Here is a 14001-nt window from a genome sequence, read left to right as displayed (position 1 = left end):
ATTATCCCCCGCATCAAGCTGAGACGCAAAATATTGCGTCTCTACCATAACCGAAACGTAGAGACGCAACATTTTGCGTCTCCCGCTTGCTAAGCAACGAGCCGAGGCAACGTTCACTGATTTTGTTGCTAAAGCCCATTATGCAATACGCAATTATTTCGCTTTATTTGTTACTTAATTAATTAACTGATTCAATGCATTACTTTAAAAACTACTTGCTTTTGGCATGCGGGGTGCTGGCTGCTGCGTTTACCGCGTCGGCACAGACACCGGGCGACACTGTCAAATACAATCACTCAGATCTTTTTGGCCCCATCACCTGGCCAACAACCAGCAACGGCACCCGCTCGGCAGCCGGCAAACCGGGGCCTAACTACTGGCAGAACCGCGCCGACTACCTGATTCATGCTACTTTAAATGAAGCCGACCAGGACACTACTATCACCGGCGATGTTACCATCACTTACACCAACAACAGCCCCGACAATATGGATTACCTGTGGCTGATGTTGGATCAGAACTTGTTCCGCCCTGACTCTCGTGGCGCTGCGGTAACTCCATATACCGGTGACCGTTTCGACGTAAAAGGCTTTAGCCGCGGCGGTGTTAAGGTATCGTCAGTTACCGTTACTTACAAAGGCCAGACCTATACTGTTACCCCGGTTATTACTGATGCGCGTATGCAGGTGCGTCTGAACAAAGCTTTAGGTGGCAATGGCGACAAGATACAGGTTAAAGTGAACTACGAGTTCTCCATACCTTTTTATGGCGCCGACCGTATGGGCCGCAAAAAGTTTAAACAAGGCTATGTATATGAGATTGCGCAATGGTACCCGCGTATGTGCGTTTATGACGACGCCGAAGGCTGGAACACCCTTCCTTACATGGGCCTGGGTGAGTTTTACTGCGATTATGGCGACTACGACTACTATATCACTGCCCCTGCTAACATGATTGTTGCAGGCTCAGGCGATTTATTGAATGAGAAAGATGTGTTAACCTCAACCCAGCAAAAACGTTTGGCAGAGGCTCGCAACAGCGATAAAACTGTAACCATTGTTTCTGAAAGCGAAGTTGGCGCGCCTGAGACCCGCCCGGCGAAAGGCAAACTAACCTGGCACTTTAAAATGGAAAACACCCGCGACGTGTCATGGGCCGCTTCAACAGCGTTTATCTGGGACGCAGCTAAGGTTAACCTGCCATCTGGACGCAAATGTATCTCGCAATCGGTTTATCCGGTTGAGAGCGCCGGTATCCACGCCTGGGGACGCTCAACTGAGTATCTGAAAAACAGTATTGAGATCTATTCAAAAGCTTATATCGAATATCCATGGAACTCGGCTGTAAACGTATCTGGTGTGGCTTTGGGTATGGAGTATCCGGGTATCATTTTTTGCTTAAGCGGTTTGAAAGACGGCGGCCTTTGGGGCGATGTCACCCATGAGATTGGCCATAACTGGTTCCCGATGATTGTAGGCAGCAACGAGCGTAAATACATGTGGCAGGACGAAGGTTTCAATACCTTTATCAACCAATATTCAACGATGATGTTTAACAATGGCGAATATGCCCCTAAAGGCCCGAACGGCCAGCCGTCGATGTATGGCGCCGGCCATGCGCAACAGGTGTTGCGAAGCTATATCAGAAGCAACGACCCATTGATGACCCCGTCTGAAGCTATCGGCTTGAACGACTATGGCCAATACTATAACAAAACCGCCTTAGGTTTAGATTTGCTGCGCGATGTGGTTTTAGGCCCTGAACGTTTTGACTATGCTTTTCATGAGTACATTAAAAACTGGGCTATGAAACACCCGCTGCCATACGACTTCTTCCGTGCCATGAACGATGCTGCCGGTGAGGACCTGAACTGGTTCTTCAAACCGTGGTTCTTCACCACCTGGAAATTGGATCAGGCTATTGACGGCGTTACCTACCCGGGCGGCAACCCGGCAAACGGCGCAATCATCGAAATATCTAACAAAGAAAAAATGGCCATGCCGGTTGAGTTAAAGATCACCCTGGCTAATGGTAAAGTTGAGATGTTGGATTTACCGGTTAACGTTTTCCAACGTAATGGCGTATGGAAATTCAAATACCCATCAACCCAGGCCATCAGATCAATCATCATCGACCCTGAACATAAACTGCCGGATGTTGATCTGAAAAACAACGTTTATAAAGCGGAGTAAGCATTAGGTGCGAAAAGCTGAAAGACTAAAGCTGAAAGCTAATTAAAAAGCCCCGGTTCTGGTTGAACCGGGGCTTTTTGTTATCGAGGTGTTTCAAAAAAAGTGAAACACTATGAAACACCTTTTTATAATAAAATACTGATTATAAAATACTTAACCAATAACCATGGAACACTTTTTCGGAAAATGAAACAACATATAAGTCAGGACGGGTAACCCTTGTGTTGAAAAGTTTATTTTTATCATTGCGAAGGGGGTGCGGCAATTCGCCGCGGAAACCTTAAACGCTATTAAACTATTGAATTTCATTGATTTGTCATTCTGAGCATCGCGAAGAATCTTATACGATTTCTTAAGCCACTTTAATGAAATTCTTCGCTATGCTCAAAATGACAAAACGATAATTTATTTCACATCCACCAACTCCTCAACCAAATTCCATCCCCTTACAGCAACTTTTGGCTTCGTGATATTGAGGTCATAATCCAGCACCACGGTTTTCTGTTCACCGGGCAATACCGACACATAATTATCCGAATAAAATACCGGCATAACACGCTGTTTAGTTGTAGGATTTACCAGCGACACCCGGTTAAAGAATGCTACCGGGGCTTGTTTTGGATTACTTAGCGTTACGGCTATTTTGCCTTTGGCTACCTGTTTGGCGCTTACCATTACTGTTGATGGCGGCATCTCGTTTAATCCCGAATACTGACCATATTTATCGGCCAGCCAATAAATATTATCGCTGACGATATTTTTCTGGTCGTCGGTTAAGCGCAGGTCAAGGAAAGCGCCATGATCGGCCGCTATGATTTTCAATTCCTTGCGGATGTTGATCACATCGGCAACACTGCTGGCGTTTATGTCTTGAAACAGCGTGGTAATAGGTTTTTCGTCGCCGTTTATCTGGTAAAGTTTAACAGTAGCGGTTAAGTGTTTAAGATTGGCAAATGTATTGTTTACCACTTTCACAGTGCTATCGGTTGGGTTAAACATAATATGTACTGGTGCGCTGCCATTGTGCAAGCCGTAAAGGCAAGCATTGGGGTCGAGGTAATAATCATACATCTGCCCGCGCATGGCGCTCCACGGGTTCTGGGTTTTCCAGATGATGGTACCGGTATACCAGTCCCACATGTGCGAGCTAAAGCCTTCCATTAAGCCGCGGTATTGGTCGTAGTTTACCAGCTGGGCTTTTTCCGCAAAGTCGCGCACATCTTTGGCTTTACCGTATTTGTCAATAAAATCATCATAACCAATGTAGGTATGATAGCGCCAAACCGAGTCGATACTTTCTTTATGCGTCGCCGGATCATACTCGGGCACCACCATATTTTTTTCAGGAATGATGCGTTTCAGCGATTCATAATCGCCAATACCTACCGAACCTACCTCCGAATTAAAGGGATAAGTTTTATGCGCCCAGAACGCCGATAAGGGTTGTATGCCGTAAGGCCCGTCACCATTAGTACCTTTTTCGGTTTTAGACATATCAAGCGAGTTCGAGAAATCAACAAACCAGCGGGTGTTGTCCAACGCAGGCATAATGGTGTCGCGCACGGCTTTTAAAATATCATCGGGCTGTGTAATCTCATTACCGCCGCACCATATAGCCAGCGAGGGATAATTACGCACCATTTTAACCTGGTCTTCTATTGAGCGGATGTACAAGGCATGATCGTCCGGATATTTGCGGCGTGTAGCCTGGTCGTCCAGTTTCTTAGGGTCCTGCCAGCGGCCGTTACAATCGCCCGATCCCCACATGTCCTGAAACACCATAATGCCATACTTATCGCAGGCTTCATAAAACTCAGGCCGCTCAATCAAAGCGCCGCCCCAAACACGTATCAGGTTCAGGTTCATATCGCGGTGAAAGCGCACCTCTGCATCGTAACGGGCGTTGCTAAAGCGCAGCATTTCGTCGCTCACAATCCAGTTGCCGCCTTTAATAAATATTTTTTGGCCATTAACATTAATCTGCCGGCTTTGGGTATGTGCGTTCCATTCGCTGGTTAGCTGGCGCACCCCTACCTCTATATTTTTTTGGTCGGATATTTTATTAGCCGCAGTAACAAACTGCAGATTTAAATGATACAAATTTTGCTGACCGTAACCATTTGGCCACCACAGTTTTGGATTTTGAAGTGTGTAATCTTTTAACTTAACCTCTGTTGTGACACCCGGCTGCAAGGTAACTTTTTTGCTTACCGCTTTGCCATCCAGATTATATTTTAAGTAGCCGCTTATAGCTTTGCCGGTTGCATTTTCCAGTTGTGCCGATACTTGTATGGTAGCAGGTTTCTGTACACCGCTGCTTTGACGCACACCCGGAACCAGGGTTACCACATGCGGATCGATTATGCGTACACCGGCCGTTTTTTCGATGGTTACTTTGTCCCAGATGCCGGTGTTGCGGTCATGTATGGGTTGTATCCAGTCCCAGCCCGGGGTGTATTGAATACTTACGTTGCGGGCTATGGTACCATCGCCGCCCTGGCCGCCGTTGGGGTTACCCACCGGGTCGGGCGGGAAAACAATTACAGCCAACCGGTTATTGCCATTTTTTGCCAGCCATTTAGTGATATTGAAGCTTCGGCGCAGAAACATGCCTTGCAACACTTTATCGTTTAACTGGTGCCCGTTTAAAAATAGGTTATAGCCATAGTTTACGCCACGCATGTTCAGGTAAACCTGGCCATCGCCGGCAGGCTTAACTTCTTTAAAATCTTTGATGAACCAATAAGTGTAATAATCGCGCCCGGTTACATAGATGTCCGGAATCTGTTTGTTATTCATCCCATAAAAAGGATCAGGGACCTGTTTATTATTGAGCTGCGTAGTCAGCACGGTACCTGGCACGGTTGCAGGCTGCCAGCCATTTAGCTGATACCCTTCGGCAGATATTTTATCGCCGGTTTCACTAACAGCAGTAGCTGCCTTGCATTTCCAGCCGGCTTTTAATTCGTAACTGGTTTGGGCTGATGAGGTTTCAGTCATCGCCATAAAAAATACAACCGACAGGATCAGTGCTGATTGTTTAAAGGTAAAATGACGCATTGGCTTGTTGGGTTATAGCTTTCTGTAAATGTATAAAATTGCTGCGTTTTTAGGAGGCACCTACGGCGCCTTTGAATTATTTCTGGCGTATTCTAAAAATACGAAGCTCCTACGGAGCTAACAGGCGGGAGTTTGATTACAAATATCTACACTTAAGATGAGCAGCTGAAGATTTTAAAGGAACTTAAAATGTCAAAATAATTATTTAATCTTGAAATATATATACACGATGGATAATTTTTGAGGTCCGATGATGATTAGGTAAATGGGAATATTCGATTTCATGTATTATTATTTGACTATGTGGTTTTCTACTTCTCAAACCGCAAATAGAATAAGAACCCCTCAGGAAAGAGCCGCATATGTCTTGGGTATTATTTCAATGATACAAATATTATTCATTGTTAAAATCGTCGAATATTTAGAAACCAATTCGTTTACCCAATGGCAAATTCCTGGTTTAGTATATATAATATTAGGGTTATTATTTATACAACTTTATCAATACATCTATATAAATCAAGGGCGATATGCCAAAATGCTTCACGGAGAAAGGCCTTTTAGCAGTTTGCGCATTAGTCAAAGACAATCAATAAATCTTGTTTTATACATCTGCATTTTATCGTTCGCAATACCCATGATCGCGAGAATAATCATGTTTTTCATCAATGGGCGATAGTTCTTCTGTCTGATTTGTAGCAATATAATCATGCTTTTAGGGACCTCTCTTAAGGCTTTTTTCTCTTTTGTTTGCTTCTATAAACACGAAACCCCTACGGAGCGATTTAGCGATTTAAAGACTCCAGAGGAGTCCCATGTTTATAGCCAACAACATAAACTGTGTAAGGCTCCGTAGGTGCCGCCTATCTTATCAAATGTTTAAAATCAAACGCTAAAAACAATAGCAAAACCTTTCGCCTTTCATGTCAAAACCTTAATTTCGCAACACACAGAAACGAGGGAAAAGCATTGGATTATTTAGCAGGATTAAACCCCGAACAAAGAGGAGCAGTACAACATATTAATGGCCCGGTAATGATCATTGCGGGTGCCGGGTCGGGCAAAACCCGGGTTATCACCTATCGGGTAGCCCACCTGATACGCAGCGGTGTCGACTCGTTCAACATCCTGGTATTAACCTTTACCAACAAAGCCGCCCGCGAAATGCGCGAGCGTATAACCAACCTGGTTGGCCCGGAGGCTAAAAATATATGGATGGGTACTTTCCACTCTGTTTTTGCCAAAATTTTGCGTGTAGAGGCCGATAAAATTGGCTATCCAAGCAACTTTACCATTTACGATACCGACGACAGCAAAAGCGTGATCCGCGCCATTTTAAAAGAGATGAGCCTGGACGACAAGCTTTATAGCGTAAACTTTGTGCTTAACCGTATATCGGCAGCAAAGAATAACCTGGTATCGTGGATGGAGTACCAGAAAAACGACCAGATACAGGCCGACGACATCTCGTCAAACCGGCCACAAATGGGTGTCATTTATCAAACTTATGTACAGCGCTGCTTCCGTGCGGGCGCCATGGACTTTGATGACCTTTTATTTAAAACCAACGAACTATTAAAACAGTACCCCGAAGTACTCAATAAATATCAGCACAAGTTTAAATACCTGATGGTAGATGAGTATCAGGACACCAACTTTTCGCAATATCTTATCGTCAAAAAACTTGCGGCTGTTAACGAAAATATTTGTGTGGTGGGCGACGATGCGCAAAGTATCTACGCCTTTCGCGGAGCAAACATTCAAAACATCCTGAATTTTGAGAAGGATTACCCCGACCTGAAAGTTTTCAAACTTGAACAGAACTACCGCTCGACGCAAAACATTGTAAATGTTGCCAACAGCATCATCGCCAATAATAAAGATCAGCTTAAAAAGAACGTTTTTTCAGAGAAAGACCAGGGCGACAAAATAAAAGTGCTGCGTGCTTTCAGCGATAATGAAGAAGGCAAAAGCGTTGCCGAAGATATTATGCAGCAACGCAGTTCGAAGGGTATGAAGTGGAGCGACTTTGCCATTTTGTACCGCACTAATGCGCAGTCGCGCTCCATGGAGGAGGCCTTGCGCAAATTGGGCATGCCCTACAAAATTTACGGAGGATTGTCATTTTACCAGCGTAAGGAGATCAAGGATCTAATCGCTTATTTCCGTCTGACTTTTAACCCCAACGACGAGGAGGCGCTAAAACGCGTAATCAATTATCCGCGCCGCGGTATTGGCGACACAACCATTGATAAAATCATTGTAGCTGCCGACCAGCATGGTATTACACCCTGGGAAGTAATCATATCGCCCGAGAGATACCTGGAAGGCCGCGTGTCCGGCTCTGTTAACGCCTTTGCTACGATGATACAAAGCTTCCAGGTGCTTACCAAAACACAGACCGCTTATGAAGCCGCGTTGTACATTGCACAGCATTCAGGGCTTTTAAAAGATCTGTATGAAGACAAATCGGTAGAGGGACTGAATCGTTACGAGAATATACAGGAGCTGCTAAACGGTATCAAAGAATTTAGCGAGCGCGAGGACATTGAAGAGAAAGGCCTGGATGTTTTTATGCAGGACGTTGCCTTGCTAACCAATGACGATAAGGATAAAGACAAGGACGCCGACACCATATCGCTGATGACCATACACTCCTCTAAAGGTCTGGAGTTTCCGCACGTGTATGTGGTAGGCCTGGAGGAGAATCTTTTTCCTTCGCAAATGTCTTTAAACTCACGGTCGGATCTTGAAGAAGAGCGCCGCTTATTTTATGTAGCTGTAACACGCGCCGAGCATAAGTTAACCATTAGTTATGCCACATCGCGTTTCAAATTCGGCACGTTGATTAACTGCGAGCCCAGTCGTTTTTTAGACGAGATAGATGCTAAATATCTGGAACTTGATTTCACGGCCCGCAAAGAACCATCGGTAGGCAGCTTGAATTATGACGACGAGCGCACCTCATGGAGCCGCAACGATGATAAATTTAGCAAACCTAAGCCAAAAACTGTGTCAGCACCACCTAAAACTACGTCTATACTGGCTAAGGCGCATGTGCCGTCGGCCAACTTTAAACCGTCAGATACTTCAAACCTGCAGGTAGGCATGGAAGTGGAGCACGAGCGTTTTGGCTTTGGTAAGGTAATTAGTTTAGAAGGTAACAAACCTGATATTAAGGCGACTATTTTCTTTAAAGAAATTGGCCAGAAACAACTGCTTTTAAAGTTTGCTAAACTAAGTATAGTAAACCTATAATTAACTACGCTTCCCAGTTTCGGGGAAGCAATTCCCCGTTTAAATCCACAAATAATAAATATTCATTTCATATTAGCTTAATAATCGCCCTTTTTTGTGTGGCATAGGTTTTGGATAACTGGTTTTGACCTTTTACCCTACAATTAACTATTACTGAAATGACTGACACACAAAAAAAGAAGACCAACAAAACCATCGGCCAAAACATTCGGACACTGCGCCATCAGCGCGGGTGGAGCCAGGAAGATGTAGCTAACCGTTTGGGAATTTCAATCCCGGCTTTCTCTAAAATTGAGACCGGTGTTACTGACATTAACTTGTCAAGGCTTGAGCAAATTGCGGATATTTATGAAATCGACGTAGTGCAGATAATAGCGCTTGAATCGGAAGATGTGGAACAGACCCCGTCGAATCTGATCATGCTGCAGAAAAAGCTAACCGACCGCGAATCGGAGATAGTGAACCTGCAACGCAAAGTGATATTGCTTTATGAGGAGTTGCGCAATACGAAGTCTCCGCTGCAGGTAACGTCATATTAATTGTTTGATAATTGTAACAGTTTGTGTGCTATTTATAATAACCGGGGTCTGAGTATTTTACCTTAAGTTAATTTATTTAGACTCCGATTAATAAACACTCGAAATACTGACGAATAAGTATCTTTCTGCCTTTCAAATTTTAAATTGGTTCAAGGTTTGTTGTATATGTCTGAACAATAAAGCAGTCATATGTCTAACTATCTGATATCCATACCGCAACATTCAAAAAGAGTTTCGGCTACTATACATGACCAAAAAAGTAAATTAAAGGTCAGAGCTGTTGAAATGGCCAGATCAACTTATAAAACTGCTAAGGGCGAAATCAGCTTTTTCGTTACCATAGGTAAAAAAATCCTGGCTTTTGAAACTAAAGGCTATAAAAAGCATCGCCAGCTTTTAATATTACAAATGATATCGTGGTATTGTGTGTATATGGGCTGGGTTGAGGCGCAGATACATGCCACATTACCCATCGCGTCGTAAGCCTGTTTTACAGGCCTGTGCGGCCGGGATCATGCAGCATATCGCTCATTTCAATGATCTTTTCATCAATCTCTGATACGCACTTATCCATCATATTAATACACTCGGCCTGGTCAACCAATCCCTCTTTTTCCAGGTTCATCAAGCCTTTAAGCGTCGCTATAGGTCCGCGTATCTGGTGCGACAGGTAAGATGAATATTCTGATAATTTTTTGTTCTTGATCTGCAGGTCCCTGGTACGCTCGTCGATGATTTCTTCCAAGTGATGGTTAATGCGGTCCAGGTTATCTTTTTGCCGGGATATTTCACTGTTCAGTCCTTGCAGCTGCGCATTAGTGGCGGCCTTACGTTTTACATTGGCCACCAAAAGTACTATTACTACCACAAGTAAACCGGCAGTAATGGTTAACGACCAGTATATAATTCTGGCAACTTCCTCCCTTTTTTGCTGTGAAATAGCGGCTAACTCACGTTGTTTTTCCTGCTGAAAAAAAGCAAAACGCTCCGAGGTGTTCGATCGGAAATTCACGCTATCCAACTGGTATATACCTCTCAGGTTGTCTAAGGCGGCTTTATAGTTTTTGCGTTTCAGCTCCATTTCATAAGCGGTGTGCTTATAGTCGTAAATATCCTTATCGCTGTGTATCAGCATAGAGTAATTGCGGCCCTCTTCCAAATATTTTTCAGCTTCGGCATAATTTCCTTCGGCCACATATAAATCTGTAAGTGTAAGGTTTATAGCAGCTACGGATGAATTCATATCCATATCCCTGGCCTTTTGGTGGGCCTCAAGCAAATATTTTTTTGCCTTTGCAAAGTCGCGCTGGTTATAATAAATAACCCCAAGGTCTTCAAGACATTGAACCAGGATTGTGGTATTATTTAGCCTGGTAAACAGCTCATAACTCTTATTATAATAATTAAGCGCCGCCACAAACATATTTTTGCGGTTATAAATATTACCTATATTCAGGTACAGCGACGCAATTAACGATGTATCCTTGTATTTCTTGGCCGTTTCTAACGATTTGTTAAAGTAACTCAGGGCTTTTTCGTAATCAACCATTTGGTATAAGTTACCAATGTTATTGTTGACTTTGGCTATACCACGTTCATCGGGTAATTTTTCAAACCAGCTGATTGCCTCAAAATAATGAGAAAGTGCGCTGTCGGGCTTGTTCAAATAGTATTCGCCTATACCTTTTACGCGCAGGGCTTCGGCTATGCCGCGCTTATAGTCAAGCTTACGGGCCAATGCCAGGGCCTTTTCTGCATCGTCAACAGTTTCTCTGGAGTTGGTTAAACGATTATCGTACGCATTTTTATTTAATGTAATTACCTCAGTAGTATCTTTTTGGGTAACATCCCGCGCATCAGTTGCGTATACAGAGAAAGAAGCTAAGATAAAAAGTAAAATTGCGCAGGCTTTCTTCATTAAATACCTTTTACGAATAATTATGGTGAAAGTTATAAATAATACGTTACATATTTTCTATTCGCCGGAAAAAGTATTTTAGTTGTTGAAAAGTTTTTGAATGTTTGCTTTGTAATTAACAAAACATATATATCTTTGCCTTGTTAAGTAATTGAATATCAAAAAAATATAGATTAAGAAACTAAAAGTAATTAAGCATTAAATAATTTAAAGTATAGGAAAAAGCTAACGAAAGTAGTATAAACAAGTAACAGTTTAGCGCCGGGTAAAAGCGCAGTAATTGCAAAAGCAAATCCCATAAGTTCGCTATATTGGTTAACCTATAGTTAATGTGAATAACTTTTAAAATATTTAATAATATATTATATTAAAAAATTAACGATTATGAAAAAAACGACATTTTTACTAATTATCACTTTAACGCTCGGAATTTTGACTTCGTGCTCAAAAAAGGAGACGATAAAAGAAACCATGTCGATATTTTCTTTCAATCCTTATATCAACAATAACACATTGGCAACAGCCGATTAAGCAAAATTTAACCCTATTAGAATTAACCATATCCTTAAGTTTTAAAAATTAGAAGCCATGTTAAAAGTAATCTTCGCCGCAGCAATCGTTTTATCAGTTGGAGTATTGTCACTGTTAAAAACCTCAACTCCAAGCAACGTAGTTGAAAAACCAGCTACAGAATCATTAGCAAAAGCTATGGTTAGCGCAAAAGCAAACGTTTTGGCAACTGCCGACTAATTAAGACCAACATTAACAGGTAAATACAATCAATAAATACTAACAATTAAAAAGTAAATAACACCCTCTTTATATCCATACGATCATGAAAAAATTAATTATAGCTTCAGCAATCATTTTATCAACCAGCATTTCAACTTCATCATTTGCTACCGTAGTACGAAAAGGGGGTGAAAAGAATACGCTTGGTACAGCTGACAGAAATGGCGAAAAAAACACTTTAGGTACTGCTGACCGTAACGGTGAGAAAAATACCTTAGGCACTGCTGACCGTAATGGCGAGAAAAACACTTTAGGTACTGCTGACAGAAACGGTGAGAAAAACACTTTAGGCACGGCTGACAGAAACGGTGAGAAAAACACTTTAGGTACCGCCGACAAATTCTAATAACAAACACAAATAACAAACAGATCACAACAACACGCTATAATACATAAAGTCATGAAAAAATTAATTATCGCTTCAGCTATCATCTTCTCAACCGCTATATCTACAACTTCATTTGCTGCTACTACTGTTAAAGAAAAAAATACTTTGGGTACTGCTGACCGTAACGGCGAAAAAAACACTTTAGGTACTGCTGACCGTAACGGCGAGAAAAACACTTTGGGTACTGCTGACCGTAATGGCGAGAAAAACACTTTAGGTACTGCTGACCGTAATGGCGAGAAAAATACTTTAGGCACTGCTGACCGTAATGGCGAGAAAAACACTTTGGGTACTGCTGACAGATTCTAATTCAACCTCTACGACAACAAATTAACCTACCCAAAGAAAGTATCTATACAAGTTATAAAGACCATGAAAAAATTAATCATCGCTTCAGCTATCATCTTCTCAACCGCTATATCTACAACTTCATTTGCTGCTACCACCGTAAAAGAAAAAAACACTTTAGGTACTGCTGATCGCAACGGCGAGAAAAATACTTTAGGCACTGCTGACCGTAATGGCGAAAAAAACACTTTGGGTACTGCTGACTGTAACGGCGAGAAAAATACTTTAGGTACCGCTGACAGAAACGGCGAGAAAAACACTTTAGGCACCGCTGACCGCAATGGCGAGAAAAACACTTTGGGTACCGCCGACCGTTCTTAACCATACTCCCCTAGTTTACACCATCACTAAGACATCGCGCCAGCGAAAAACACGAAGCTAACTAACAACCCCAAATACAAGGGCTGAGCCTTTACTTAACTCACAAACAATTCTGATTAAGCATAAAGTTTTGCGGGTATAATGCCCGGACTTGTCACTCACTCACTCACTCACTCACTCACTCACTCACTCACTCACTCACTCACTCACTCACTCACTCACCGCGTAACGATCATTTTTTTACTAAGTATCTGCCCGCCGACCTGCATACTATAAATATAGATTCCCGGATCAAGATTTACCAGGGGCAAATTAACTACGCTATAACCTGCGTTTTGATAAGAATCGTACAAGGTTTTAACAAAGCGACCGTAAATATTATACAAGTTAATAACCACATGCCCCGCTTGCGATAAGCTGAAACCGATACTGGTACGATCAACCGCCGGATTAGGAAAATTTTGATTGAGCCCCACTACCAGCAACTTATCTTCGATAGCACGATTGATAGCGTCAAACCATACGTAGCTTATTAATTTATAACCGGCAGCATTTGGATGGACGTAATCCTGGTAAAGTGAATAATCGCGCCCGATAGCCCTGTTTACATCTGCAAGGTAGACATGATATTGCTGCACCAGGCGGCGGTAAATGGTATTGATCTGGCTGACGTATAAGTTGGCTGTTTTGAGCCGCTGGTCGCCTTTATCATTAAAAAACTGTATGGTACCAATAATAGGTATAAGCTTGTTTTTAAGCGATGTTTCAATATAATACCGCATGTTTTTTTCGGTGGTAGCCATAACGGCCTTTTTATCAGCCAATGCAAGGGCATCATTGGCCCCCATCAGTATCACAATAAAACCTGTACGGCCCGCTATAGCAGGTAAGAACCGGGGGAGCCCCTCTGTGGTTGTTTGCCCGGATACACCATTTTTGGTAACTGTTACGATAACACCGGTATAGCAACTTTCTATATTGGCTTGCAAATCCTCCTGGAAAGAAAAACCGCCCACTCCGGCCACCGTACTGGCGCCAAAAGTTGTGACGTTGATGCTATCCTTACCGTAAAATTTGGATGCTGCACTACAAACAGGCGCCTGTGCATGCGCCGCTAAAATCAGAATAGAAAATACAAATGATATAAAAATTATCTTACGATAATCCATTTATTAAGCGTTGTAG

The 14001-nt window shown here is 42.6% G+C and carries 11 protein-coding genes; 8 read left to right on the top strand and 3 right to left on the bottom strand.

Going from position 1 to position 14001, the window contains the following annotated elements; genetic code table 11:
- Positions 1–194: 194 nt before the first annotated feature.
- Complete coding sequence (locus ACFS5N_RS01860; protein WP_377181634.1) at positions 195–2192, top strand: M1 family metallopeptidase; 1998 nt, start codon at positions 195–197, stop codon at positions 2190–2192.
- A 405-nt stretch (positions 2193–2597) separates the two neighbouring features.
- Here ACFS5N_RS01860 and ACFS5N_RS01855 read toward each other — a convergent pair whose 3' ends face one another.
- Positions 2598–5252, bottom strand: coding sequence for a glycoside hydrolase family 2 protein (locus ACFS5N_RS01855; RefSeq protein WP_377181632.1), 2655 nt, complete (start codon positions 5250–5252; stop codon positions 2598–2600).
- A 969-nt stretch (positions 5253–6221) separates the two neighbouring features.
- On the opposite strand from ACFS5N_RS01855, the gene ACFS5N_RS01850 reads away from it, so the two are divergent.
- The 3 genes from ACFS5N_RS01850 (at position 6222) to ACFS5N_RS01840 (ending at position 9532) form a co-directional block, all read left to right on the top strand.
- The gene (locus ACFS5N_RS01850) at positions 6222–8510 is read left to right on the top strand and encodes an ATP-dependent helicase (protein ID WP_377181630.1); all 2289 of its coding nucleotides are present in this window, start codon (positions 6222–6224) and stop codon (positions 8508–8510) included.
- Positions 8511–8668: 158 nt separating this feature from the next.
- Positions 8669–9049, top strand: a complete 381-nt coding sequence (locus tag ACFS5N_RS01845) for a helix-turn-helix domain-containing protein (protein WP_377181628.1) — start codon at positions 8669–8671, stop codon at positions 9047–9049.
- Positions 9050–9238: 189 nt separating this feature from the next.
- Positions 9239–9532, top strand: coding sequence for a hypothetical protein (locus ACFS5N_RS01840; RefSeq protein WP_377181626.1), 294 nt, complete (start codon positions 9239–9241; stop codon positions 9530–9532).
- A 7-nt stretch (positions 9533–9539) separates the two neighbouring features.
- Here ACFS5N_RS01840 and ACFS5N_RS01835 read toward each other — a convergent pair whose 3' ends face one another.
- The gene (locus ACFS5N_RS01835; protein WP_377181624.1) at positions 9540–10967 is read right to left on the bottom strand and encodes a tetratricopeptide repeat protein; all 1428 of its coding nucleotides are present in this window, start codon (positions 10965–10967) and stop codon (positions 9540–9542) included.
- Positions 10968–11555: 588 nt separating this feature from the next.
- Here ACFS5N_RS01835 and ACFS5N_RS01830 point away from each other — a divergent pair.
- The 4 genes from ACFS5N_RS01830 (at position 11556) to ACFS5N_RS01815 (ending at position 12816) form a co-directional block, all read left to right on the top strand.
- A complete protein-coding gene (locus ACFS5N_RS01830) occupies positions 11556–11717 on the top strand; it encodes a hypothetical protein (RefSeq protein ID WP_377181622.1) in 162 nt (53 codons plus the stop codon).
- A gap of 85 nt (positions 11718–11802) precedes the next feature.
- Positions 11803–12105 (top strand): hypothetical protein, encoded by a 303-nt coding sequence (locus tag ACFS5N_RS01825; RefSeq protein WP_377181620.1) that lies wholly within the window; start codon positions 11803–11805, stop codon positions 12103–12105.
- Between the two features lie 54 nt (positions 12106–12159).
- On the top strand, positions 12160–12456 hold the full coding sequence (locus tag ACFS5N_RS01820; protein ID WP_377181618.1) for a hypothetical protein: 297 nt from the start codon (positions 12160–12162) through the stop codon (positions 12454–12456).
- 63 nt (positions 12457–12519) lie between these two features.
- A complete protein-coding gene (locus tag ACFS5N_RS01815; RefSeq protein WP_377181616.1) occupies positions 12520–12816 on the top strand; it encodes a hypothetical protein in 297 nt (98 codons plus the stop codon).
- Between the two features lie 218 nt (positions 12817–13034).
- On the opposite strand, the gene ACFS5N_RS01810 is transcribed toward ACFS5N_RS01815, so the two are convergent.
- Entirely contained in the window at positions 13035–13985 is a 951-nt protein-coding gene (locus ACFS5N_RS01810) for a GDSL-type esterase/lipase family protein (RefSeq protein WP_377181614.1), read from the bottom strand.
- Positions 13986–14001 lie beyond the last annotated feature (16 nt).

The sequence above is a fragment of the Mucilaginibacter ximonensis genome (assembly GCF_042686265.1).
GTDB classification, from domain to species: domain Bacteria; phylum Bacteroidota; class Bacteroidia; order Sphingobacteriales; family Sphingobacteriaceae; genus Mucilaginibacter; species Mucilaginibacter ximonensis.
Note: the sequence above shows the minus strand (reverse complement) of the source record. Positions and strands in the feature narration are given on the sequence as shown.